The following is a 25223-nucleotide window of genomic DNA, read 5'->3' on the forward strand; positions in this document are numbered from 1 at the left end:
GTGCTACAACAACGCAGGGTATCACAATCACCGATAATGATGTCGCAGCAAATCCAACTGTTGAACTTAGTGTTTCTGCCAACGCAGGAACAGAAGCTGCCGGAACAGTTATTACCGTAACTGCCACAGCTTCCGCAGCTGTTACAGGCGACCAAACCGTTGACATAGCCGTAAGTGGAACTGGAATTACTGGCACGGATTACAGCTTAAGTGCCACTACAATCACCATCTTAAATGGCACAACTACTGGTACTGCTACTTTCACCATTGTTGATGATACTGATATCGAAGGCACTGAAACCGCTACTCTAACGATAAGTAATCCATCTGCTGGAATAACCCTAGGAGCTACCGCAACACAGAATATAACGATCACCGATAATGATGTCGCAGCAAACCCAACTGTTGAACTTAGTGTTTCTGCCAACGCAGGAACAGAAGCTGCCGGAACAGTCATTACCGTAACTGCCACAGCATCTGCTACGGTAACTGGCGACCAAACCGTTGATCTTACTGTCAGTGGAACAGGAATTACAGGTACGGATTACAGTCTAAGCGCTGCAACAATAACTATCTTAAATGGAGCAACTACTGGCACCGCTACTTTCACTATTCTTGACGATGCGGATGTCGAAGGCACTGAAACAGCCACGCTAACCATTAGCAATCCATCTGCTAGAATAACGCTTAGTGCTACAACAACGCAGGGTATCACGATCACCGATAATGATGTCGCACCAAATCCAACTGTTGAACTTAGTGTTTCTGCCAACGCAGGAACAGAAGCTGCCGGAACAGTCATTACCGTAACCGCCACAGCTTCCGCAGCTGTTACAGGCGACCAAACCATCGACCTATCCGTAAGTGGAACTGGAATTACTGGCACGGATTACAGCTTAAGTGCCACTACAATCACCATCTTAAATGGCACAACTACTGGTACTGCTACTTTTACCATTGTTGATGATACTTATATCGAAGGCACTGAAACAGCCACGCTAATCATTAGCAACCCTTCTGCTGGAATAACGCTAGGAGCAACTACAACTAAGAATGTGGTAATTACAGATAATGATTTTCCAGAAGTAAGCCTCTCAGTAAGTACCAATAATGGCTCGGAAAAGGAGGGAACAATGATAATAGTCACGGCTACAGCTTCAAGTGAAGTAGTGGGAGGGAAAACCGTTGACTTAGGGATTAGTGGAGCGGGCATTACCTCAACCGATTACGCCATCAGCTCCACTATCCTCTCTATCTCTAATGGAGAGACCTCAGGTACCGCAGTGATTATGATTACTGACGACTCTGATATCGAAGGAATAGAGACAATGACTTTGACAATTAGCAATCCTTCGGAAGGGATTGTATTGGGCACCAATATCACTCAGGATATTGTGATAGAGGATGACGACTATGCAAGGCCTGATCCAGCGAATTCAAATACTACAATTACAGCAAGTCCATCAATCTTAGTCGCAGACGGTGTTTCAACAAGTATAATCACAGTGATATTATCCAATGCAAACGGAGACCCACTATTGATCAGCGGAGGAACAGTAACCCTGACCACCACAGGCAGTGCCTCTTTAAGTGCGGTGGTCGACAATACCGATGGTACTTATACAGCAACTTTAACCAACACTGTTGCTGAAGATGTGACAATAACTGGTCAGGTAAATGGAGAAGACATTACCAACAATGCGCTTGTGATCTTCACCCCAGATTTAACGGACTCAGATGGAGACGGTGTAATAGATAGTGATGAGGACACCAACGGAAATGGAGATTTGACAGACGATGATACCGATGATGATGGAATTCCCAATTATTTAGACCCAGATGATGATGGCGATGGAGTTCCAACAAAGGATGAGGATGTAAACAAAGATGGAGACCCAACCAATGATGATACTGACGGGGATGGAGTACCAAACCACTTAGATGAAGATGATGATGGAGACGGAAAGTCGACTGAAGAAGAAGGGACTGGTGATTCAGACGGAGACGGTACACCCGATTATTTAGATACTGTTGATAAGGTGGAGGCATCACAAATTTTAAGTCCAAATGGTGATGGGATCAACGATGTCTTTATTCTAAAGGACATCGAGAAATACCCAGAGAATATGGTGAGCATATTCAATCGAAAAGGAAATCTGGTTTTTGAAATTCAGGGCTATAATAATAATGATAAAGCTTGGCGGGGATTTCCTAACACTGGTTTCTTAACCAATGGAGATCGAATTGTTCCGAATGGTACATATTTCTATGTGGTGGATCTTAAAGACGGAGAACGCCCAATAACAGGTTTCTTTGTTTTAAAACGTTAATTCAATGGAGTTTAAAAGACTATTAATATTCTTGATTATTTCCATTGGGCATTCTATAAGCGCATATGGTCAGCAGCAGATTTTGAATACCCAGTATGTATTTAATCGTCACCTAATCAACCCCGCCTATACAGGAGTTGGAAACACGTTGAAAGCATCTTTGTTATTCAGAAATCAGTGGAAAGGAATAGAAGGAGCTCCAAATACTCAATCATTTAGCCTTCACGCACCCGTTAATTATGATAATTCATTTTCTCTAGGTGGAATTATTATAAGAGATAAAATAGGAGTAACTACTCAAACAGGTGCATATATGACCGCTTCTTATGCGCTTCAGGTGAGCAATGAAACCTTTGTTTCCTTTGGTTTACAAGGGGGGCTTTTAACCGACCGAACTAACTTTTCGGAGCTAGATGGTTATGCAAGTGATCCTTCATTGATTGCAGAGGATCGAACTTACGTTCGTCCTAATTTTGGAGCAGGGGTTTATGTTTTCGATGATCGATTTCATATTGGTTTATCCGTCCCCAACTTGGTCAACCAGAAATTCGAGCAATTCACTTCACAAGAAGGATCAGATATACATCGGTTCTTCTATTTTGATAATGGCTATGTTTTTTTTCTGAATCCACAGTGGACCTTGGATTTGAGTACATTATTTAAGTTCCAACCCGGTGATCCAGTACAGTTTGATATAAATACTCTCATAGGTATTAGGGAATCTGTTTGGTTTGGAACTGCCTACCGTTCCTTCGAGTCTTTCGATTTACTCTTCAGGTTGAAAATTGGGAGAGACTATTACTTCTCGTATTCATATGATATAGCCACTGGTCCAGTAGCATTAAGCCGGGTAAATACGGGTTCTCACGAATTCAACCTTCAGTTTGGATTAAGTGAAATCAGCAAGAAAATGAATCGCAGGAAGACTTTTAGAAGGTAGTATTGGTGTTCTCTTTATCCACAGTTAGATACGTTTTTTTTCCTACCTGTCGTAATCTTTTAGGTAGTCTAGGTGGTTTTTTCTTTGGTCCTGATATCAAATCGGCAATTACTCTAGTTCTTGGGAATTGCTCTAAAATTATTTTAAAGAATACAGTCAATGGAATGGACATAATCAGCCCAGGAACACCCCAAATATAACCCCAAAGCATAAGCATCACTAAAATGGTAATAATGTTGATCGAGAAAGATTTTCCCATAAATACAGGTTCTAACACACCGCCAAATAATGCTTGAACTCCTGTAATACTAAGAATGAAGAAAAACAAAGTACTGCTAGCATCCATTTCTACAAAGGCAAATATCGCGAGCAGTATAACAGATACGAATGATCCAATCATTTGTACAAAGTTGATCACAAAGGCAAATAATCCCCAAAAAATAGGGAAACTTACTCCAAAAAATACGCAGGCTAAGCTAATGCCAATTCCTGTGAAAAGACTTACTATAAATTTCACCTTAATAAAGGTGATGAGGTCTTTTTCAATTTTCATAAAAGCTTTAACTGATGCAAACTCCTTTCTTAAAATGGTGCTATTTAAAAGCTTTTGAAAGTTGATAGACTCGGCTAACCATAATATGGCAAAGAAGGCCGTCATTAAGGTCATTGAAACGGTATTTTTAACAAACCCTAGAATAGAGCCTACATTTTTAAAAGAGCTATCTTTTTCAAGAATATCGCCCAAAAGATTTTCCCCTTGCAGAATTTGAACACCAAAGAGTTCTTCCACAGAGATGATCATGGAAATGATTTTCGACTCAGCCTTCTGGAAGAAATCATTTTCAGCCGAAAGTATTTCTCTGCTTGAAAGCTGTATCAATTCAATCCCCACCTTAAGTACCCCGGCTATAATCAAGAAGATAATAAAGATACTGATGGTTTTGGGGAGGTTTTTTTTGTTGAACCAGCGCATAAGTGGCAAGAACAAAAGCGCAATGAACATTGAGAAAATGAGCGGAATGAAAATGAAAGAAAGGATCTTAAGCAGGTAAAATACCAGCGGAATCACAATGATTAACAACAGGGTATTTGTTGTTCTTAAATCTTTTAATGGACTGTCTTGCATTTTCTGTTATTACTCTCGGTTATTTCAGGTGCTTAAATAATGAACACTCATACGAGTTTGGTGTGCAAAAGTACATAAGGAATGGACTATTTTTTTAGAATACAGAAGAATCTGTTGCTTGATTAAACATTTCTAAAAAACGCATTCCCTTATATGAGTTTCCTTTCTCATTTAATGGTGGACTCCATACTGCTACACTAAAGTGTTCTGGAAGTACAGCAATAATTCCTCCGCCCACGCCACTTTTGCCAGGAATCCCTACTTTGAATGAAAACTCTCCGGCTTCATCATAAAAACCACAAAGCTGCATCAAGGTGTTGATTCTTTTAGATTTTTCGGTGCTTATAATCTTTTCTTTGGTGAATGGGTCAATACCATCATTCACTAAAAACATAAAGGTTCTAGATAGTTCTGCGCAAGTCATTTCAATAGCGCAAAGGTGGAAATAGAAGTCTAATACCTCGTCACAATTTCCATCAATGTTGCCATAAGCTTTCATCAGGTTGATCAGAGCAGCATTTCTATAGCCATGCTCTTTCTCTGATTGAGCTACTTTTTCATTGTAATTAATAGAATCGTTGTCTGCTACTTTTCTAATATACTCAATAAAGGTTTGTTTGGAGTTTTTCAGGTGGTCAACTAATATATCACAAACTACCAATGCCCCTGAATTAATGAGTGGATTTCGGGGGATCCCCTTGTCGTGTTCTAACTGCACTAGAGAATTAAAGGCCGTTCCTGAGGGCTCTACACCAACACGTTTCCAAAGCTTTTCACCTTCCAACTCATAGGCCAATACTAGTGATAAAACCTTAGCAATACTTTGAATTGAGAACTTCTCATCGAAATCGCCATGACTGAAACTTTCTCCATTTATAGTTGTAAGGTGCACTCCAAACTTGTTGGGGTCTACCGAGCCCAATTCTGGAATGTAGGAAGCTACCTTGCCCGGGTCGTTTATTTTAGAGAGGAAATCACAGGTATTTGAAAAAGCTTGTTTGTACTCCATTCTTTACTTGAATTAGGGGTAGATCGAAAAATAGAATTAAATAAACCTAAAGAAATTGAGAACAGAACAAAAGTGAAAGAGGATTGTTTGTAGCAACCCTCTTTCTTATTTTTTAATAAATGGCTTTTCTCTGTTCAGCCCAAGTGGCATTTTCGATGTAATCATCGTAGGTGCTTAGCTTGTCTAGATAGCCTTTTGACCCTAACTCCACAATTCTGTTAGCCACTGTGTGCGTAAATTCGTGGTCATGAGATGTGAACAACACTGTTCCTGGAAAGTCCTTCAAAGCGTTATTAAAAGCTTGAATAGATTCCAAATCTAAGTGATTTGTAGGTTCGTCAATAATCAAAAGATTGCCCTGCTTTAACATCATTCGAGAAAGCATACAACGTACTTTTTCTCCTCCTGAGAGTACGCTACATTTTTTGAAAACTTCTTCGCCAGAGAAAAGCATTTTACCTAAGAAACCTCGAATGTAAACTTCATCTTTTTCTCCGTCCGAATATTGCCTTAACCAGTCAATTAAGTTGTCGCTAGATTCAAAGTACTCGGCATTGTCGTTTGGTAAATAAGAATGGGTAATTGTTTGGCCAAACTTGAATTCACCGGAGTCGGCTTTCATGCCACCAGTCAATATTTCGAATAGCGCAGTGGTAGCCATACTGTCTTTGCTTAAGAAGGCGATTTTGTCTCCTTTGTTTACAAACAAATCTAGGTTGTTAATGAGGGTTTTTCCTTCACTCTTTTTGCTCAAGCCTTTGATCTCCAAAATCTGATCTCCGGCTTCTCTGTTTTGAGTAAAAATAATGGCAGGGTATCGTCTGGTAGAAGGCTGAATATCATCTAAGTTAATCTTCTCCAACAACTTTCTTCTACTGGTAGCTTGCTTAGATTTAGATGCGTTTGCACTAAATCTGGCGATAAATTCTTGTAGTTCTTTTTTCTTCTCTTCTGCTTTTTTGTTGGCCGAAGATCTTTGTGATAAGGCCAGCTGGCTAGATTGATACCAGAAAGAATAATTACCAGTGTATAACTTAACTTGGCTAAAGTCGATATCAACAATGTTTGTACAAACCGTATCTAAAAAGTGCCTATCGTGAGATACTACGATTACTGTGTTTTTAAATTCGAGTAAGAAGTCTTCTAACCAAGAAATGGTGTTGATGTCCAAGTCGTTGGTAGGCTCATCTAGAATCAAAATATCTGGGTTACCAAATAAAGCTTGGGCTAAAAGTACACGGACTTTTTGGCTACCGTTAAGGTCTTTCATTAACATATAATGAAGGTCTTCTGTAATACCCAAACCACTTAGTAATGAGGCTGCGTCTGATTCAGCATTCCAACCATCCATTTCGGCAAATTGGCCTTCAAGTTCAGAGGCTTTAATGCCATCTGCTTCAGAAAAATCAGGCTTCATATAAATGGCCTCTTTTTCTTTCATCAGGTTCCAAAGCGTGGTGTGTCCCATCATTACGGTATCTAAAACCGTATGTTCATCAAAGCCAAAGTGGTTCTGACTTAATACCGCCATTCTTTTACCTGGTTCTAAAATAACTTGACCTGAATTTGGGTCAACTTCACCAGAAAGTATTTTTAAGAAGGTGGATTTTCCTGCTCCGTTGGCTCCAATTACACCATAACAGTTGTTGCCAGTAAACTTTATGTTTACTTCATCGAACAATACTCTTTTACCGTAGGCAAGGGAAACATTTTGGGTTGATATCATAGCGACCGTATTTTAAGGCCGCAAAGGTAAGGCGATCAAATGGGAAAGGGAAGTATAGCGGCAATTTTATGATTTGTAATGCTTAACTATTAAAAATAAGTGAGTTATGTTTATTGAAACTTGATTACTTTCGCAGGCTTTTTTTACATGACTAAGTTCTCGGAAGAGCAGTGGATTGACTGGGTTGATCAGCTCTCACAAAATGATTTTGTAGTAATTGATGATTTTCTCGATAAGCAATTGTTTGAGAATATCCGTACCTATTTTATCGATCGCCTAGAGATGGATGGCTTTTCTGACGCGGCTATAGGTGCATTAAATCATAAGCAATTAGAGAAATCAATTCGCGGAGATAAAATCTATTGGCTGGAACGGAAGAATGATATAGAGATGGAGTCGTTTTTTCAGCTGTCAGATGAATTGATTCAACAACTTAATCAACTTTGTTACCTCAGTCTTTCGGGCTGCGAATTCCATTTGGCGCATTACCCTATTGGTACTTTTTACAAAAAACACATTGATCAGTTTAAAGGCAGAAGTAACCGATTGATTTCAGTGATTATCTACCTCAATGTGGGTTGGAAACCTGGAGATGGTGGAGAACTTAAGGTTTTTAAAGAAAATGGTGATGAGCTATTGGTAGAGCCGCTTGCAGGCCGATGTGTTATGTTTAAAAGTGACACGGTCCCTCATGAGGTTATGAAAACTCAGGTGAATCGTTACAGTTTAACTGGCTGGCTTTTATATCAGCCTTCCACTTTAGGCTATTTGTTAGGCTAGACTTTGTTACTTCAAGACAGCTTCCACTACAACTGGTAAATGATCAGAGGGGTATTTTTTGTCTTTGGAGTCACTTAACACGGCATATTTTCTTACCTCAACTTTATAAGGATTAGTAAAAATATAGTCGATGCGTTTAGTTACGGGCTCATTAAATTTGAACCCGTTGAAAGTGCCTTTTGGGCCAAATACTAGGTCTGAGCTAAAATGTCGTGAATCATTTAATTTTGAACTTAACTTTTGAATCGGCTCCGAGCCTGGTTCTAGATTTAAATCTCCCATTAAAAAAACGGGAAGGTTTTCCATATTCAACTTGTTAATTTCAGCAGTAATAAGGTCTACACTATTTACCCTTGCTGTATCTCCTACATGGTCGAAGTGGGTATTAAAAACCCAAAATTTCTTATTGGTTGCCTTATGTTGAAATAGGGCGTAGGTACAAATTCTTTCGAGTGCGGCATCCCAGCCTACACTAGGTTTTTCTGGAGTTTCCGAAAGCCAAAAAGTGTTCTGATTGATCAGCTCTAGGTTTTCACTTTTGAAAAAAATTGCGGTGTATTCTCCAGCTTCTTTTCCGTCATCTCTACCCACCCCAATGTGGTTATATGTGGGTAGTGCATCTTCTAAAAAAGTAACCTGATGCGCAAGTCCTTCTTGAATTCCCAAAACATCTGGCTCGATAAAGTTGATTTGATTAGCAAGCCAGCGCTTACGCAACTCCCAATGATTTTCTCCATCATTCGGGTTGTCATAGCGAATGTTATAAGTCATTACTTTAATCGGGGTTTGCCCAATTAGATTTATGCTCAGTAGAATGGTGAATAGGGGAACGAGTAATTTACGCATAGGCCAAAGTTCGTAATTGATTTGGAGATAACGAAACAATCTTTGGGCTTGGGTAACCAAAATTTAGGCCAGAGATGTACGCGTTGACCTAGGCTTAGCTATCCTTGCTTATTTAGAAGGCTATAAAAAGGAAAAGGTGCCCGTACGGCACCTTTCCTCTCCTAAACACCACTATGATTGGATAACCATTTAATCCAACTGCTAGCGAAAATCTTTAATCTAAATCATATCACCTGGTATTGGCCCCATGTAAAAAATTGACACTGTGCCCCCTGCATTTGCCGATGCTCTTTGGATGTTACAAATGGCTTCAGTTTGTGGAACTGGGGGCGATGGCGCGCCCAAAGGTTTGTTGTTACACAATGGAGGAGACACGCTTGCCGTGCATATGTCGCAGCCATATGGAAAAACACCAATATTTCCGATGTTTTTGCCAAGTGGAGCATTTTTGAACTTTGTTACATTCGGATGGGTTGGCCCAGCATTCCAATTCTCTCCATCTGTTAAAAGAAATTTTATATATGAATTTGCCCCTGATACATTACTGATATCCACGGTTTCCCAACTTTTCGGGTTGGAACTATATGAATTTAAAGTGAATTCGGCCAAGTTAATTCCCATAGGGAAGTCATTTGTAGGGCAATTCAGGGGTGGAGAATTGAATGCGATATTGCCACTGAATGTCTTGCCTTTCGGAGAATTGTACGAAATGAATTTACTAGGGCCTAAAATAAAGTAGCCTTGATGTGGGTTAGTTATTTCTTTAACAAAGGGTATTTTACTGATGTCAGAGACGTACTCCTCTCCCTCATCTAAAGTAAGATATACCTTTATCTCTTCTGTCCAGTCGTTAATAATTATTAGTTCAGTAGTTCCCATAGTGGCTTTTTACTTGATGAATCAATAAGTCTTCATAACACCATTACCAGATGTGTCTGAAGAAATTCCGTTGATCTAAGTTTAAGACATCCCAAAATTGAGGGATAAAAGGAAAGGTTTAATCCGCTGTAAGTAGTAATTTCACGATACCACTTTAGAGGTATCAGCCAAAAGATTAGCGCTTGTATTTTTGAAGGGATTTCAACTAAAAACTAAAAATTAAGATTATGTCAAATGTTATTAATGACCAATATCCGTTGGGTCCTGGTGGATCCTATGGTGTAGCTACATGTATTGTTGCTGAAAACTTAGCTTTCGAAAACACGAAGGGTGTTGGAAAAGACCCTCTCGCATTCCCTGAATCATTTTGTCCGTTTTTAAGGATGACCAAAGTTGAAAATACCCAAGCGCAACGTTTGCACGTGGTTATTTTTGCTCCTGAAGGTTTTGTTTTAGATCCTAAGACTCCCTTAGTTTGTGATTATATGGGATCTGAATTGTTTTTTTATGTTAATTTCAAGCAAAATACGGTAGACCCAACGAGTAAACAGTGTTTCGTAATTCATGCTGATTTCACAGTTGAATTTTCAGCCAAACTTAAAAGAAAGAAAATCTTTGTTATTCCAGTGCACGGAGACCCAGAGGAGGGTGAAGCTACCAAAGTAACAGTAGAGGATGAAGGAGAAGTATAATCAATTTTAAATTTAACTATGGGATCAGGTAATTTTTTCAGTCTGTTAATTTTTCGCTTAGGGCTTGGTCTCATAGTTTTATTTATATCCAGTTCAACCTATGGTTTTACACCTCAGGATCAATCTAGAATAAAACAACTACAAGAAGATGCTGATCGAATAGGAAAAAATAACCTAGATTCAGTTTTATTACTTCTTGACATGGCTGAGAATTTAGCCCTTAAAGAGAATGTACAGAAAGTTCAGGCAGAAAATGCCTGGATTAAGGCTAAAACTTATTATGGGCTTAGAAATTATGCTGAATCTCAGAAATTCGGAGAGTTAGCCATCAAAATCGCCACTCCAATAAAGCATTATCAAGTACTCGGGGATAGCCATAATTTGCTTGGTCTCTTAGTTAAAAGAGAAGGTCAAATCGACTCAGCCATTGACGAGTATAAACTTAGTTTAAAATATAAGGAGCTACTTTCCGATTCCTTAGGAATTGCTAAGACTTTGCAGAATATGGGGCTTGCTTTTAGAGCATTAGAACTTCACGATAGTGCCCTTGTATATTATCAAAGGAGTATAGACATCAAGAGCGTACTCAACGATACGCTTTCTTTGGCTTTAACGATTTCAAATTTAGGTACTTATTATTTTGATGTAGGCAAGTATCAAACTGCTATAACAAAATTCCAAGAGGCTATAAAAATATATTCAAAAGGAAATCACAAAGAAGACTTAGCAAGAAACTACAATAATGTTGGAGGTGCTTATCTCAGATTGGGCTATTACCAACTTGCTTTAAACTTTTACTTGAAAGCGCTGAGTGAGTATAGAACTTTGGACTTAAAGTTAGAAGAGGGTAACACTTATTATAAAATAGGAGCTCTTCATAGTTACATGGCAAATATTCCTGAAGCCCTAAATTACTATTCGGAAAGTTTGAAGATTTATGAATCCATGGATAATGATTTAGATAAGGCGGATGTATTTCTGGGTTTGGGTGAGGTTTATCTAAAAGACAATAATCCTGAGGAAGCATTAAAGTATTATAAGATGAGCGAAGACCTTTATATTAAAAAGGGGCGACCAGGCGATTTGGCGCTTGTACGTCATGGACAAGGCAAGGCTTATGCGCGATTAAAGGACTTTGTAAAAGCTAAAGCATATTATGCGGAAAGTATTCTAAATCAAAGTGAGGTAAATGAAAGAGTGGAATTGGGCAATATCTATAATAGTTTGGCGGTAACCAACTATGAAGTAAAGGAGTACAAAGAGGCATTAAAAAATTATGAAGCTGGGTTATCCATAGGTCGGGAATTGAGGTTGCCATCTTTAGTACGTGGTTCTCTACTTGGTTTGTCTGAAGTGTATCAAGCCTTAGGCAATAACAGCAAAGCTCTTGATTTTAGAATTGAGTATGAAACAGTAAAAGACAGCTTGGATAATGTGGAAAAATCACGCCAACTGGCTGAGATTAGAGAAATCTATGAATCTGAAAAGAAGGACGAACAGATTTCTCAATTGGAACTAGAAAACGAAGTGGTAAATGCTAAAAGCGAAGCAAATGCGGCTTTGGCGGCCAAAGAAGCAGCTAATAAGTTAGTATTTATTGTTTTAGCTATTGCGCTCTTTGTGCTGGCACTCATATTTTACTTCTACTTTAGACAGCGCCTAGTACTTACTAAATTGAAGATTAATGAAGAAAAGGAATCGCGAAACAAGGAAGTAAATCAGTTGATGATTCAGCAGCAAACCAAAACCCTTGAGGCAATGGTGGAAGGTCAGGAGCAAGAACGTAAGAGAATCGCGAAAGAATTACACGATCACTTCGGGAGCTTAATGGCTACGGTAAAAGTGAATTTAACCACAGTGGCTTCTAATAAGGAAGTGACTCCTGAAAGTGAGCAGCAGATGCAGCACTTGGCTAAGCTTGTAGATCAGGCTTGTGTCGATATCCGAAGTCTTTCTCATTCTATGCATGTGGGCATTTCAGAAGCTTTTGGTTTGGTACCTGCTTTAAGAGATTTGGCCAACTCTATTTCTCAATCAGGAAAAATTCAGGTGTCATTTCATTCTTCTAACTGCGCTGAAAAATTAGATTCAACCATTGAAATTACGGCTTATAGAGTAATTCAAGAGCTCGTAAGTAATGTGTTGAAACACGCAAAGGCAACAAAGCTTACCATCCAATTAACTTGTTTAGAAGATATTATCAACATTATTGTTGAAGATAACGGTCGTGGTTTTGATGCTGATTTCTTAATGAAGAATTCGCAAGGGATGGGGCTTAAAAGCCTACAAGAAAGAATTACTGAATTGCATGGGGAGTTTGAAGTAGACAGTAGGTCTGAAAAAGGAACTACGGTTATCATTGATTTACCCATATCTATTGAACAAACCCTATTAAAAGTATGATACGCGCCTTGCTTGTAGATGATCATCAATTATTTGGTGAAGGAGTTCGCTCTATGTTTAAGCCCAATGATGGAATTGAGATTGTAAAAATTACAACCAATGGAAACAACGTTCCTTCCATACTTTCTGAAATAGAGGTAGATATGATTCTGATGGACATCAGTATGCCATTAATTGATGGTGTAGGGGTGTTGGAGTTGATGAAAAGCAAAGGTTTAGATGTGCCGGTTTTGATGCTCACCATGCACCAAGACATGAAATATATAAGAAGAACATTGGAAACTGGTGCGCAAGGCTATATTCTTAAGGATGCGTCAAAAGCGGAGTTGACAGAGGCTATTGAAAAGGTAAGTAGAAGAGAAAACTATTTTCACCCTAAAATCAATAATCAAATTTTTGACTATTTACGAGGTAATAAAAACCCAAGTGAGGGGAACTTAGTAGATCAACTTTCTGACAGAGAAAAGGAAATTATTGGTTGTATTGGGAAGGGGATGAACAGTAAAGCCATTGCCGAAGTCCTTTTTATTAGCGAGCATACAGTTAAAACCCATCGCAGAAATATAATGCACAAGTTAGGAGTAAAGAATACAGCAGAACTGATCTCTTTTTCAATGGAAAAGGGGATTATTTAGTGTTTAGATAACTTTTTACCTTTGCTAAACAACCCCGTTTTTGATGCACTCTTTAGATTAAAGTTAATTTACTAACGAGCTTACTGTTCGGCTTCATAAAGAACTTTCCCACCCACAATAGTCATCGTAACTTTGGTGTTTAGAATTTCCGCTTCGGGAATTGTCATAATGTCTTTATCGAAAACAGTAAAGTCTGCTACTTTACCCACCTCAATGCTGCCTTTAAAGTCTTCTTCAAACTCGCTATACGCACCAAAAATGGTAAATGATTTCAGTGCTTGTTCCCTCGTCATTTTCTGATTAGGCTCGAATCCACCTTGGGGTAAACCCGCTAATGTTTTTCGAGAAACCGATGCGTAAAAAGAAGGGATGGGATCAACAGGCTCCACTGGTGCATCGGTTCCGTTTGGAATAATTGCCCCAGATTTAAGTAAGTCTTGCCATACATAAGCACCTTCTTCAATTCTAGCTTTACCCAGTCTGTCAATTGCCCAAGGTCGGTCTGAACTCATGTGAATGGCTTGCATGGCCGGAATTACGCCTAATTGCCCGAATCGCGGAATGTCTGCGCCACTCAAATGTTGTGCATGCTCAATTCTAAAACGGTGATCTGTGGCCAAATCAGGGTATTTCTCAAAAGCAGCTTGATAGCGATCTAGGATTTCTCGGTTAGCACGGTCGCCAATGGCGTGAGAGCAAACCTGAAAACCATGCTGAAGCCCTTGTTCTGAAACTTCAGTTACCATCTCCATTGGCAGTGTTTCGTGACCTGTATGGCCAGCTCTGTCGGTATAATCTTCTAAAAGCCAAGCACCGCGAGGGCCTAAAGCACCATCGCAATTTAATTTGATAGAGCGGACAGTTACATAATGATCTGGGTCGATCATAGGGCCTCTTTCATACCAACGTTCAAGCAGTTCTGGCGATCTTCCTGTAAGCATAACATACATCCTGATTCCAAGCTTTCCTTCGGCCTTAAATCGCTCTAATCTATCGATAAAGTTCTGGCCTGAGCCAGCATCGTGAAAACTAGTAATTCCTTTTTCCAAACATTCTTGAATGGCCATTTCTAAAGCTTGGTCGTCTTTATCTTCGGTAGTTGCAGGTACTAAACGCCCCACCAAACCAGAGGCACGTTCTGTAAATACTCCCGTTGGGTTGCCTAAGTCATCCTTGATTATTTCGCCACCTTCTACTTGACTTGAAAGTTGCTCAATACTCAATCGGTTTACACCAGCCAGCTGCATCGCTTTTTCATTGGCAAAGGTGGCATGACCACTGGCATGTCGAAGATAAACGGGGTTATCTGGTGAAACTGCACTTAACTTGTCATGCGTTTGAAAGCCTTTTACCATATTGTCGGGGCGCTCAATCCACTTATCTTGATGCCAGCCACGGCCTGTAATCCACTCGCCTGGCTTAGCTTTCTGGACGGCTTCTGCTACTTTCTCTACCAGTTCATCATAGGTTTTAACATACATTAAATCCAGTTCTAGTTTGTTATAGCCAATGCCCATTAAGTGCCCATGAGACTCGATAAAGCCCGGGGTCATGGTTTTGCCATTAAGGTCTATTACTTTCGTTTCTTTGCCTTTCATAGCCTCAATTTCGGTCAGACTTCCTGTGGCTACGATCATCCCATCCTTGACAGCAACCGCTTCAACTTTCGAGTTGCTGATGTCAGAGGTGTAAATGTGTCCATTGGTATAAATGGCATCTGCCGTGTCGGCTGAATTGCAAGAGAGTACCGTGAGCAAAAGATATAGCCCTAGGCAAAGGAGTTTAGAAGTGGTTTTCATAGTTAAGGATTGATTTTGCTGATGAATCTAATCCTTTTGCTTGAAAGCTACAACGGCTTTATATTCCACTCAAGAATTCTAGGGTGTCAACCCCATCGGCATAGTCTGAAAGTTCGGGCTGTTGCGCTTTTCCTAAAGGGATACTTCCCTCATACCAACCATTGGCAGAAACCACACACTGAATTTTGTCATGATGTTTGGCAAGGGTAAGGTCTAGCTCTGCTTCGCTGGTGTAATACTCATAATAGAGCACTGAAATAGGAGAGACCAACGCTTCGCTTTCTCTCATTAAGAAGAAACCAGAGTCGAGGTGTGGTTCACCATTTACGAGATAGATAGATTTATTGTAATCGTAATTATTACGGTATTTATGATGGTCGAGAACCTTTTCATAGCCCATAAGTGCATCGATCAATTTCACGAAATCATAACCTTTGGGCGCATATATTTTTGAGATGTTTCTGCAGCCTAAACCAAAATATTGGAAGTAGTCTTTACCAAAATTGGTGAGTTCTTCAGCTGTTTCATCGCCCTTAATCACTGCAACAGCCGTACGGTTTTGCCTGATTATGTGTGGGTGTTTGGCAAAATAGTGTTTGAAATAGCGGGCACTGTTATCGGAACCCGTGGCAATTATGGCATCCGCTTCATTCATTCTTTCAGCATGAATGATGTTAGTTCCGAGCGTTTTTGAAATGGCGTTGATTTCTGAAATCATAAACTGCATTAAGATTTTGTCTTGGGAAGACAGCTTTACCATGGCGATATGCCCAGAAATAAGTACTGAAAGTAGGTCGTGAAAACCGACCAATGGAATATTGCCCGCCATTACCAAACCAACTTTTTTAGGGGTGGTGGGCTCAAGTACATAATCCTTAACCCAAGTAGAAAGTGATTCTTCCGTTAGAGATTCGCTCCAAGCATTGAGCGCCTGTTGAACGCTTTCCGCTGTAAACCACGAATTTCCATTGCCTGCACGAAAACAGAGGTTGTCGGTTTCAGCATTACTTAGCGATTTGATTCGCTCTCCTAACTGGGCAAAGGCCTGAATTCTTTCCTTAAGTATCATATTCTGTAAATCTTGGGCAAAAATACATCTTATGTTTACTTCAAAGTCAAAATAGTGATTAGTTTTGCAGCAAATAAAAACCTTTGGCGAAGAAACTTAGTCAGATAGTTTTTGTTTATGAATTGATTACAAACTACAAAGGAGATCAGAAATGGCAATTATTATAACTGACGAATGTATCAATTGTGGGGCCTGCGAACCAGAATGCCCGAATACTGCTATATATGAAGGCGGCCAAGAATGGAATTGGGCTGGCGGTACTGACCTTCGTGAAGTAGAATTAGAAGATGGAACTGTGTTGGACGCTAATGATATGCAAGAGCCTGTTTCAGATGAATTCTATTACATCGTTCCAGGAAAATGCACAGAGTGTACTGGTTTTCATGAAGAGCCTCAGTGTGCGGCTGTTTGTCCAGTTGATTGCTGTGTAGATGACCCAGATTATAGAGAAACGGAAGAAGAGTTAATGGCCAAAAAAGAGTGGTTACACGTTTAATTCGCTATTTTTTCAAAATATATTGAGAGCCTTCAGTAATGAAGGCTTTTTTTGTGCTTAAAAAATTAAGCCATTTTTCTTCTCTTGATTAGGTATGAATTTAAAATCTGGTCGAAACCCAAGTTAATGTCGGCTTCAATCAAGTCGATTTTCAGTTTTGCGCACTTCAAGTAGAGTTCTTTGTAATAGCTGTCCATTTGAATTTTGAAGTGCTTTTTAATGGCCGCAGGGTTCAGTTTTATCCTTTCCTTGGTTTCAGAATCTATAAACTCATAAGGGCGATCTTCAAAATCGAAATCAAATTCTGTTTTATGGTCAGTAACATGGAAAAGCAGGACTTCGTGTTTCTTGTGTTTTAAATGTTGAAGTGCTGCTAATATTTCAGCCTCATTATTTTCATTATCGAACATATCACTAAAAATAACGATCAGCGATCTTCTATGTACTTTTTCCGCCAACTGGTGGAGAATGGTAGCGACATTGGTTCGTTTTTCAGTTTTCTGCTTTTCAAGCAAACTATTAAACTGAATGAACAACTTATGAATATGTGAAGCAGACGATTTTACTGGGGTTTCTAATTCTAATTTGTCACTGAACGTATGTAGGCCAACAGCATCTCGTTGTTTGTGTAGCAAGTAAGTAAGGGCCGCACCAGCCAACACACTGAATCGCATTTTTCCATAATTGTGCTCTGGATAATACATAGACGAAGACTGATCAATTACGATTTGGCATCTAAGGTTGGTTTCTTCTTCGTATCGTTTAGTGTACAAACGGTCGTTCTTGGCGAAAATCTTCCAATCTACATGGCGCGTACTTTCCCCTGTATTGTAAAGCCTATGTTCTGCAAATTCTACCGAAAAACCATGGTATGGCGATTTGTGAAGTCCCGTAATAAAGCCTTCAACCATCTGTTTGGCAAGGAGTTCAATGTTTGTAAATTGTTTTACGTCATCTAGAGAAAACTTCATAAGCAAAATTGAATTAAGGTCTAAAATACGCCTTTATGCGAATCTTTATACCAAATAGAGTACTGTTTTCTATATATTAAGTTTACGGAATTATACATTCGGCTATTGCAATAGTAATTATTATTGGCTTATATTGGATAAGTTTTTAGCGTTATATCTACGTGGTAATTTACCAAACTAAATGTTGAATAGTGGAAGAGAACAAGGATAGTGACAAGAATGAGATTTTTTCGAAGAGGGTAAGGGCAGGTAAGAGAACCTATTTTTTTGATGTAAAGTCAACACGCTCAAACGACTATTACCTTACCATTACGGAAAGCAAAAGGAAGTATAAGGACGATGGTTTTACTTATGAAAAGCATAAGATTTTCCTTTACAAAGAAGACTTTAATAAATTTATGGAGGCATTTGGTTCTGCAGTGGATCATGTAAAAACCGAACTAATGCCCGAATTTGACTTTGATCAGTTTGATAATGATGACGAAGTATTGGCCGAGTCATCTTCTGAGGGATCGGATTTGAAGTGGGATTAAGAAAATTTTAAATAAGAAAACTTAAGAGTTCTTGATTTCTCAGGAGCTCTTTTTTTTGATATGAAAAGAACAGCCATATATATCGCTCTGATTATAGCAGCTTTGCTTCTGTTCATATATTTTTTTACCAGCATTTTTACTTACCTGGTATTGTCGTTGGTGTTGGCTTCAATTTTAAGGCCTTTGGTTGAAAAGATTAGCGGAGCCAGGTTTTTTAAGTTGAAAGTACCTAGGTGGTTAGCTATTCTGATGGCTTTTGGTGCTATGATTTTGGTGCTTACCTTGTTCGTTATTTTGTTCATTCCGCTAATTGACGATCAAATATCATTACTTTCTACATTAGATATCGATTCCGTTACCGAGAGCATTCTTGAACCTATTAGGTCGTTCGAAGAATTTTTACTTGAAAAAAGGCTGTCGAATGAATCGCCAGGCTTTTTGGTGGAGGGCTTGCGCGATACTATTACTGAAGCTATAAGTAAGATTCAGGTACAGAGTATTCTCAATATTATTTTGTCGTTTTTGAGTAGCTTTTTTGTAGGCTTGCTGGCATTGAGTTTTATTACTTTCCTTTTGCTTTATGAAAAGGGGCTTTTAAGGAATAGTATTATTGTAGCGATTCCTAATAAGTATTTTGAAGTTTCCATTGCAGCCTTAGATAAAATTGAAAAACTGCTTTCAAATTATCTTCTTGGCCTCTCTTTTCAAGTAACGGTCATCTTTACTATGGCTTCTATTGGGCTTACAATTATGGGAATCAAATATTCGCTCACCATTGCCCTTTTTGCAGCTTTGGCCAACCTTATCCCTTATGCAGGGCCACTATTGGGTTCGGCATTTGGTATTATTGTAGGGCTTTCTACTTCGCCCGACTTAGTCACTTCAAATGATTATCTATTCTTAATTGTAAAAGTTGTTTCGGTGTTTTCTGTAATTCAGCTTACAGATAATATTCTACTTCAGCCATTGATTTTCTCCAAATCTGTTAAAGTACATCCGTTAGAAATATTTGTTATTATCTTTGCGGGCGCTTCTATAGCGGGCATCTCCGGAATGATCGCTGCTATTCCTGCATATACTATTATCAGGGTGTCGGTAGTCGAACTTAGAAGGGGATATAAACAGTACAGTATTTTCAGATCATAGCAAATTACCATGGGACTTCAGTGTGGGATTGTAGGATTGCCAAATGTGGGCAAATCCACCCTTTTTAATGCATTATCCAGTGCCAAAGCAGAGGCAGCAAATTTTCCTTTTTGTACTATTGAACCCAATGTAGGGGTGGTTACTGTACCAGACCCTAGGTTGAAGGTGTTAGAAAAATTGGTAAATCCACAACGAGTGTTGCCCACAGTAATTGAGTTTGTAGATATTGCTGGCTTGGTAAAGGGGGCTTCAAAAGGTGAAGGTTTGGGGAATAAATTCTTGGCCAATATTAGAGAAGTAGATGCCATTCTTCACGTAGTACGTTGCTTCGAAGACGATAACGTAGTGCATGTGGCGGGTTCAGTAGATCCTATGTTCGACAAGGAAGTAATTGATACAGAATTACAATTGAAAGACCTTGAGTCGATTGAGAAGAAAATTCTTAAGAATTCGAAAATAGCGAAATCGGGAGATGCGGTAGCCAAAAGAGAACTCGCAATTTTAGAGAAATTTAAAGCAGCACTAGAGGCCGGTAAAAACGCTAGGGCTGTAGAAGCTACTAAAGAAGATTTAGCCGCAGTAAGTGATTTGAAATTACTTACCATTAAGCCCGTAATATATGTGGCCAATGTAGAGGAAGCATCTGTTAACTCGGGTAATAAATTCGTTGATGCGCTTCGCGAAGGAGTGAAGGAAGAAAACGCTGAAGTGATTATTGTTTCTGCTGCCATTGAAGCTCAAATTGCTGAACTGGAGGAAGAAGATGAAAAACAGATGTTCCTTGAGGAATATGGATTGACAGAATCTGGATTAAGCCAGTTGATTCGTGCGTCATATTCAATTTTAGACCTAATTACTTACTTTACAGCAGGTGTTAAAGAGGTGAGGGCATGGACGATCAAAAAAGGCTGGACAGCACCGCAAGCTGCGGGTGTAATTCATACCGATTTTGAGAAAGGATTTATTAAAGCTGAGGTAATAAAAATTGCTGACTATGAGCAGTATAAAACTGAGGTGGCTGTAAAAGAAGCTGGTAAAATGTCTATCGAAGGCAAAGAATACATTGTTAAAGATGGTGATGTAATGCACTTTAGATTCAATGTTTAGTTGCAGCTATAAAACAATTCAATAAAAATTTCGCTTGTCATTGAACAAACTTTGACGACATTAAGTTATCGCTATACCCAATTGATTTATAGCCGTATAAGTTATTGGGTGTTTTTTAATTAAAGTTGAGTTGTTGTGAGAGTAAGGATTATTTTTAAGCTTAAGAATAGAGGGGCAGTTCTTCCATTTCATCACCAATACATTCTAGCTCAGTTTATAAAGGGCGTGATTGTGAATGGTGGGTCAAAGGAATTTATTGATTATCCATATTACAGTTTTTCGGGATTGAAAGGCCAGACAAAGGTGAGTAGAACAGGTTTGCATTATTATTCAAACTTGGTAACACTTGTTTTGTCGTCACCTAAAAAGGAGTTTATAGATTATGTACTCACCGAAATTTTCAAGTTCGATCAGTTTGAACTGGGTAACCTTCAGCTGATCCCTCAAAACACGGAGTTGGAGAAACTTCCAGAGTTTACTTCAGAGATGAAGTATATATGCATATCCCCAATTATTCCTGTTACCGCTACTTACAATGGTCCAGAAGGTAAGCGTTTTATTGAACCCGAGAAGGACGAATTCTCTGATTTTCTATTTGACTCTACTGTACAAAGAATGGAAGAGTCGGGCCAATATAACATTGAGCAAATTGAGGGCTTTAATAAATTTCAGGCTGTTCCTGATAAAGAATACTTAAACAAACTAAGGGAGAAGGACAAGAAGTTCGCTCGAATTTACTCTTTGTTCGATATGGATGTAAAGTACGAAGTAAGAGGTTATACGCTGCCTTTTAAATTGTATGCCGCTAAGGAAGTGCAAGAGTTTATATTCAATTGCGGAATAGGGAATTATACTTACAAGGGCTTTGGAATGGTTGACTTGGCCAATGCAAATCCGATTGATAGGTCAACACAATATACCTTTTCAAAGAATATTTCTGCCGAGCAAGACTAGCGTCTGCCGTTGTAATCAATTCTAGAATATCCAACTAAAATATCTCCACGTCCACCAATGGGTTTGAAGTAAACATAAATCTCGTAGAGATTTTCGGTTTCAAAAAAGCTTTGTTCAAACTCATTTGGTGCTGTTGGGTCTGCGCTCCAATAGGAGTAATCGTACCAGCCTTGTTTCAGAAGGTATTCTGTTTCGTAAATTTCTTTTTGGGCATTCCATTTTAGTTTCGATTGATGGTCTCTCTTCCAATTGTTAAAGGCGCCAAGCAAGTAAATATCTGTAAGCCGTTTTTCGGTTTTCAAACTAAAGGTGGTAGCTATATATTCCGAAGTTATTGCAAAAGTGCCACCTCCTTCTAAATCACGAATATAGTATTGACCATTAAGATCCAGATTTTGGAAATAACCATCTTTCCTCATCTCATCTATTCCCAATTGTGCAAATGGTTTGTTGTTTTCAAAACCTGCGTCAATCACATTTCTACCTTTAAAATTTACCGTACTTAGGTCAAAATACCTAAACTCATTTCCACCAAGAAAATCATTTTCGCTACCCAAATTCTGATAACGGATTACCTTGCTGTTTTCATCAATAAAAGTAGGATTAAGCTTCAATTGCATATCTGGCCTTTGATTTTGCCTAACAATCACTTTGAAATCTTGTCTTGGGTCAATGCTGTTAAGGTTGCCATAACTCATGGTCACTTCTATGCGCTGATGGGTTAATCTATCGCCTACCGAACTAGAGCGAGATACATTTCCACCTACACCTACTTCATTTTGATAGACTCTAAATCGTTTGCTCAAAATGATGTCTTCTTTATTTCTGTCTCTGTAAACAACGGCTATATAGTTACCTGTAGACTGAAATTGAGGTAAGCGATATTTATAATGGACATAATTGATTTTGGATTCGCTACTGAACTCAAAGTCTTCAATTTCAAATTCATTGAAGTTATTCAGATACATGTTTGGTCTTAAATCAGAGGGCGTCCAATCGGAATTGCAATGAATAAATTGCACAAAGTAATAATCGGCATCATCTCTCAGGTCATCAAATTCAAGTAAGAGTTTTGTGGTTTGATCTAGTTCAGCAATGGCAGGAGCAAGGCTGCTTTGAATGGAGCTGCCTTCAGGATACATCCGGACAGTCTTAATTGTGCTTTCGTACACTTCGTCTCCAAATCTCAACTCCTTCTTTGTCTGAAAACCCATTAAGGGTTGCAGAAGGAAAATGGATGATACTAAAACTAAAATTGATTTTAATTTCAAAGTGATGCTTTTGGTGCAAATTAACATATCATTTGCTTTCAACATAAATTATTAATTGAACTAGAGTTTCCACCTATTTTGGTGCGAAGATTGTGCCGATCTTAATTTTTAAGCTTTAACTACATAACGTTTACAACCATAACTTTGTGTTTGGTGTCTAACAAATCGGAAGAAAGAAACCGGTACTTTTCTATTAATGAACCTGGACGAAAATTTAATTGCGCGAAGCATAAAAGGGGATCATAAGGCTCAGCGAGAGCTCTATGACCGATATGCGCAAAAACTAATGCCCATGGCAATGCGCTATGCCAAGTCTCAAGAAGACGCAGAGGATATTTTGCAAGATGCATTCATTAAAATTTTCAACAGTTTAGATTCATTTAGAAAGGAAGCACAATTTCTGACATGGTTAAAAAGGATTGTAATCAATACGGCCATAAATCATAACCGAAAGAAAATGTATCAGCAACCCATGCTAGATATAGAGAAGGTGGCACTTATGCATGTTGAATCTGATTTGACACTCTCTAACATGCATTTTACAGAAATTCTAGCCATGATGCAGAAATTGCCGGTGGGGTCAAGAACCATCTTTAACCTGTTTGCAATTGAAGGATATGGGCATAAGGAAATTGCAGAATTGTTGGAGATAAGTGAAGGCACATCGAAGTCACAATATTCCAGAGCACGAGTGCTCTTAAGATCAATGATTGATGATGCCAATAAAGTTGTTCAAACTAATTATTTGTCAGATGAGCGATTTTGAGAATGGGTTAAAGGAAATGTTTGAAGGGGCTGAATTTAAGCCCTCTGATCGCGTTTGGGCTGGTGTTGAAGCTGGTTTAAAAGCTAAAAAGAAGAAAGGAGTGTTCTTCTATTGGCAGACTTATGGTATTGCGGCTGGTATAGCCTTGATCTTAAGCTTTGGTTTTCTTTTTTCTGATCGCTTTAAAGGGAACGAACAAAGCGTAACAAAGGAAAGTAAAGCTGAGGTACAGAGTAAGTCATCTGAAAGTGATACAGATAAACAAAACACAAAGGATCAAGATGGTATTTTAGCACCTATTGATAAACCTTCAACAAATGACCAGTTGGATGAGGAAATAAGTACTAGGCTTCAAGCTTCAAACTCAAACCATAATTCTGAGTTATACCCTAGCTCAGAACTCTTTCAGAAAGAAGAAAATAAGGCGATGGCGTTGGTTGAATCTTCCGAATTTAAAAGAAATGTTGAGCAGCTAGATTATGCTCAACTAAGAGCCCCGCAGCGTAGCATTCATATATTAAAGGGTTTATGGGACATGAAGCATATGGTGGCTTCATTGGATTTGAAAGATTATAAAACTGAAGGATTCATAGGAGATGAACCGAAAGCCTTAGCCTTAACTGGAGGTTTGAGTGGAGGAAGTTTTAACCCAAATCCATCTGGCAATTCTCTAGACATGTTGTCAAGGCAAAGTAGTGCAACAGGCGATTGGTTTGCTTTATCTTCGGTAAGTAATGGTAACGATAAACAATTAGGCTCATTAGGTTTTGGCGCGGGCTTAGGCTTTGAACTAACAGATAGATGGGGCTTGAATTTAGGGGTTCGGTATTCTGAGTATCGTTTTGCCAATCAATCAAACGCTTACTCTGTTGAAAACGGGGTTTCGTACCCAATTTATCTTCCTGCTGGCTATGCTGGCGAAGTGTATTTTACGGGTAATTATGATATTACCAATACAATTAAGAGTATCTCTATTCCGGTTCAAGCATCATTCAAGTTATTGGATCTAGGTAAATTTAATATGCAAATGAAGGCTGGGCTTAGTGCCGATTATTTCCTGAGTTATCAAATAAAAGGTGAATTAGAGTCGCTTGAGGTTCGTAAAGTGAATTTTTCAAATGATGGTTTATTTGACCGTTTTAATGTGGCGGGCTTAAGTGCTTTGGCATTAAATTATAAGTTGAGTGAAGAATGGGGTATTTCGGCCGAGGGCTATTACAGGAAGTTTTTAAACTCTACCAATCAGGAAACTTCATCTCCATCTAGTCCATCTGTGGTGGGCGTAGGCTTTAGCTTAAATTATTTCTTAAACCGCAAATAGTATTGATATGAGAAAGTTAGTGATTGCTTTTGGCATTGTTCTAGGGTTGTACGTACTAATGAGTTGTTCTAAAATTGATGAGTTTGGTTTAGATAAGAACACCACCTTGGAGGAAGCCCTAGTTAGATTAGATGAAATTCAGAATGACATTCAAGATATGATTGCAGATAAGTCATGCAATGGTGGAGGTGACTGCAAAGTATTAGTTTATGGAAAAAAGGCTTGCGGTGGCCCTTCAACTTATGTGATTTATGGCAGCAATGTCGATGAAGCCCTTTTAGAGAAGAAAAGTAATGAATACACTGCATTGCAAGATGAAGTAAATCGTAGGTTTGGCTTGATAAGTGATTGTAGTATAATGGCTGTTCCAGAAGTGACTTGCGTGGATGGTAAATGTGTAATAGTTGAACTTTAGTGTCAGGTT

At 38.8% G+C, this 25223-nt stretch carries 23 protein-coding genes; 14 read left to right on the top strand and 9 right to left on the bottom strand.

Going from position 1 to position 25223, the window contains the following annotated elements; genetic code table 11:
* A partial coding sequence (locus MB14_RS08275; RefSeq protein ID WP_157716558.1) for a Calx-beta domain-containing protein occupies positions 1–2330 on the top strand: 2330 nt, incomplete at its 5' end.
* 4 nt (positions 2331–2334) lie between these two features.
* Positions 2335–3270: a PorP/SprF family type IX secretion system membrane protein gene (locus MB14_RS08280; protein WP_062591109.1), complete on the top strand. Its 936-nt coding sequence runs from the start codon at positions 2335–2337 to the stop codon at positions 3268–3270.
* Here MB14_RS08280 and MB14_RS08285 read toward each other — a convergent pair.
* The 3 genes from MB14_RS08285 to MB14_RS08295 all read right to left on the bottom strand — a co-directional run bounded on the left by MB14_RS08285 (position 3260) and on the right by MB14_RS08295 (position 7131).
* A complete protein-coding gene (locus MB14_RS08285) occupies positions 3260–4396 on the bottom strand; it encodes an AI-2E family transporter (RefSeq protein ID WP_084376009.1) in 1137 nt (378 codons plus the stop codon). The two genes, MB14_RS08280 and MB14_RS08285, sit on opposite strands and share 11 nt — an antisense overlap.
* Positions 4397–4490: 94 nt before the next feature.
* On the bottom strand, positions 4491–5405 hold the full coding sequence (locus tag MB14_RS08290) for a glutaminase (protein WP_062591110.1): 915 nt from the start codon (positions 5403–5405) through the stop codon (positions 4491–4493).
* A 112-nt stretch (positions 5406–5517) separates the two neighbouring features.
* Positions 5518–7131, bottom strand: a complete 1614-nt coding sequence (locus MB14_RS08295; RefSeq protein ID WP_062591111.1) for an ABC-F family ATP-binding cassette domain-containing protein — start codon at positions 7129–7131, stop codon at positions 5518–5520.
* Between the two features lie 147 nt (positions 7132–7278).
* On the opposite strand from MB14_RS08295, the gene MB14_RS08300 reads away from it, so the two are divergent.
* Positions 7279–7911 (top strand): 2OG-Fe(II) oxygenase, encoded by a 633-nt coding sequence (locus tag MB14_RS08300; protein WP_062591112.1) that lies wholly within the window; start codon positions 7279–7281, stop codon positions 7909–7911.
* Between the two features lie 6 nt (positions 7912–7917).
* Here the strand turns inward: MB14_RS08300 and MB14_RS08305 are convergent, their stop codons facing one another.
* Entirely contained in the window at positions 7918–8757 is an 840-nt protein-coding gene (locus MB14_RS08305) for an endonuclease/exonuclease/phosphatase family protein (protein ID WP_062591113.1), read from the bottom strand.
* 219 nt (positions 8758–8976) lie between these two features.
* Positions 8977–9636 carry a hypothetical protein gene (locus tag MB14_RS08310; protein ID WP_062591114.1) on the bottom strand — a complete coding sequence of 220 codons (660 nt, stop codon included), beginning with the start codon at positions 9634–9636 and terminating at the stop codon, positions 8977–8979.
* A gap of 227 nt (positions 9637–9863) precedes the next feature.
* On the opposite strand from MB14_RS08310, the gene MB14_RS08315 reads away from it, so the two are divergent.
* From MB14_RS08315 to MB14_RS08325, 3 genes are all read left to right on the top strand, one after another.
* Positions 9864–10328, top strand: a complete 465-nt coding sequence (locus tag MB14_RS08315; protein WP_062591115.1) for a hypothetical protein — start codon at positions 9864–9866, stop codon at positions 10326–10328.
* Positions 10329–10529: 201 nt separating this feature from the next.
* A complete protein-coding gene (locus MB14_RS08320; RefSeq protein ID WP_165899465.1) occupies positions 10530–12731 on the top strand; it encodes an ATP-binding protein in 2202 nt (733 codons plus the stop codon).
* On the top strand, positions 12728–13366 hold the full coding sequence (locus MB14_RS08325) for a response regulator (RefSeq protein ID WP_062591117.1): 639 nt from the start codon (positions 12728–12730) through the stop codon (positions 13364–13366). Before MB14_RS08320 ends, MB14_RS08325 begins: the two co-directional genes overlap by 4 nt.
* Before the next feature lie 80 nt (positions 13367–13446).
* Here MB14_RS08325 and MB14_RS08330 read toward each other — a convergent pair whose 3' ends face one another.
* Together MB14_RS08330 and MB14_RS08335 are read right to left on the bottom strand one after the other, a co-directional pair.
* On the bottom strand, positions 13447–15165 hold the full coding sequence (locus MB14_RS08330; RefSeq protein ID WP_062591118.1) for an amidohydrolase: 1719 nt from the start codon (positions 15163–15165) through the stop codon (positions 13447–13449).
* Positions 15166–15223: 58 nt separating this feature from the next.
* Positions 15224–16234 (bottom strand): acyl-CoA reductase, encoded by a 1011-nt coding sequence (locus MB14_RS08335; protein ID WP_062591119.1) that lies wholly within the window; start codon positions 16232–16234, stop codon positions 15224–15226.
* Between the two features lie 151 nt (positions 16235–16385).
* Here MB14_RS08335 and MB14_RS08340 point away from each other — a divergent pair, with 151 nt between their 5' ends.
* Positions 16386–16730: a 4Fe-4S binding protein gene (locus MB14_RS08340; RefSeq protein WP_053223184.1), complete on the top strand. Its 345-nt coding sequence runs from the start codon at positions 16386–16388 to the stop codon at positions 16728–16730.
* Positions 16731–16795: 65 nt separating this feature from the next.
* Here the strand turns inward: MB14_RS08340 and MB14_RS08345 are convergent, their stop codons facing one another.
* The gene (locus tag MB14_RS08345; protein WP_062591120.1) at positions 16796–17701 is read right to left on the bottom strand and encodes a DUF58 domain-containing protein; all 906 of its coding nucleotides are present in this window, start codon (positions 17699–17701) and stop codon (positions 16796–16798) included.
* A gap of 191 nt (positions 17702–17892) precedes the next feature.
* Between MB14_RS08345 and MB14_RS08350 the strand changes: the two genes are divergently transcribed.
* From MB14_RS08350 to cas6, 4 genes are all read left to right on the top strand, one after another.
* On the top strand, positions 17893–18234 hold the full coding sequence (locus MB14_RS08350; protein ID WP_062591121.1) for a DUF3276 family protein: 342 nt from the start codon (positions 17893–17895) through the stop codon (positions 18232–18234).
* A 60-nt stretch (positions 18235–18294) separates the two neighbouring features.
* Positions 18295–19380: an AI-2E family transporter gene (locus tag MB14_RS08355; RefSeq protein ID WP_062591122.1), complete on the top strand. Its 1086-nt coding sequence runs from the start codon at positions 18295–18297 to the stop codon at positions 19378–19380.
* A 9-nt stretch (positions 19381–19389) separates the two neighbouring features.
* Positions 19390–20487, top strand: coding sequence for a redox-regulated ATPase YchF (gene ychF / locus MB14_RS08360; protein ID WP_053223188.1), 1098 nt, complete (start codon positions 19390–19392; stop codon positions 20485–20487).
* Positions 20488–20622: 135 nt separating this feature from the next.
* Positions 20623–21441 carry a CRISPR-associated endoribonuclease Cas6 gene (gene cas6 / locus MB14_RS08365; protein WP_062591123.1) on the top strand — a complete coding sequence of 273 codons (819 nt, stop codon included), beginning with the start codon at positions 20623–20625 and terminating at the stop codon, positions 21439–21441.
* On the opposite strand, the gene MB14_RS08370 is transcribed toward cas6, so the two are convergent.
* Complete coding sequence (locus MB14_RS08370) at positions 21438–22655, bottom strand: type IX secretion system plug protein (protein WP_062591124.1); 1218 nt, start codon at positions 22653–22655, stop codon at positions 21438–21440. The genes cas6 and MB14_RS08370 overlap by 4 nt on opposite strands.
* 253 nt (positions 22656–22908) lie before the next feature.
* On the opposite strand from MB14_RS08370, the gene MB14_RS08375 reads away from it, so the two are divergent.
* The 3 genes from MB14_RS08375 to MB14_RS08385 are packed head-to-tail and all read left to right on the top strand — an operon-like array spanning position 22909 to position 25214.
* Positions 22909–23478 (top strand): RNA polymerase sigma factor, encoded by a 570-nt coding sequence (locus tag MB14_RS08375; protein ID WP_062591125.1) that lies wholly within the window; start codon positions 22909–22911, stop codon positions 23476–23478.
* A complete protein-coding gene (locus MB14_RS08380; protein WP_062591126.1) occupies positions 23465–24799 on the top strand; it encodes a hypothetical protein in 1335 nt (444 codons plus the stop codon). Before MB14_RS08375 ends, MB14_RS08380 begins: the two co-directional genes overlap by 14 nt.
* Positions 24800–24806: 7 nt before the next feature.
* On the top strand, positions 24807–25214 hold the full coding sequence (locus tag MB14_RS08385) for a hypothetical protein (RefSeq protein WP_062591127.1): 408 nt from the start codon (positions 24807–24809) through the stop codon (positions 25212–25214).
* The last annotated feature ends 9 nt before the right edge of the window (positions 25215–25223 follow it).

It is taken from the genome of Roseivirga ehrenbergii (assembly GCF_001593005.1).
Classification (GTDB): domain Bacteria; phylum Bacteroidota; class Bacteroidia; order Cytophagales; family Cyclobacteriaceae; genus Roseivirga; species Roseivirga ehrenbergii.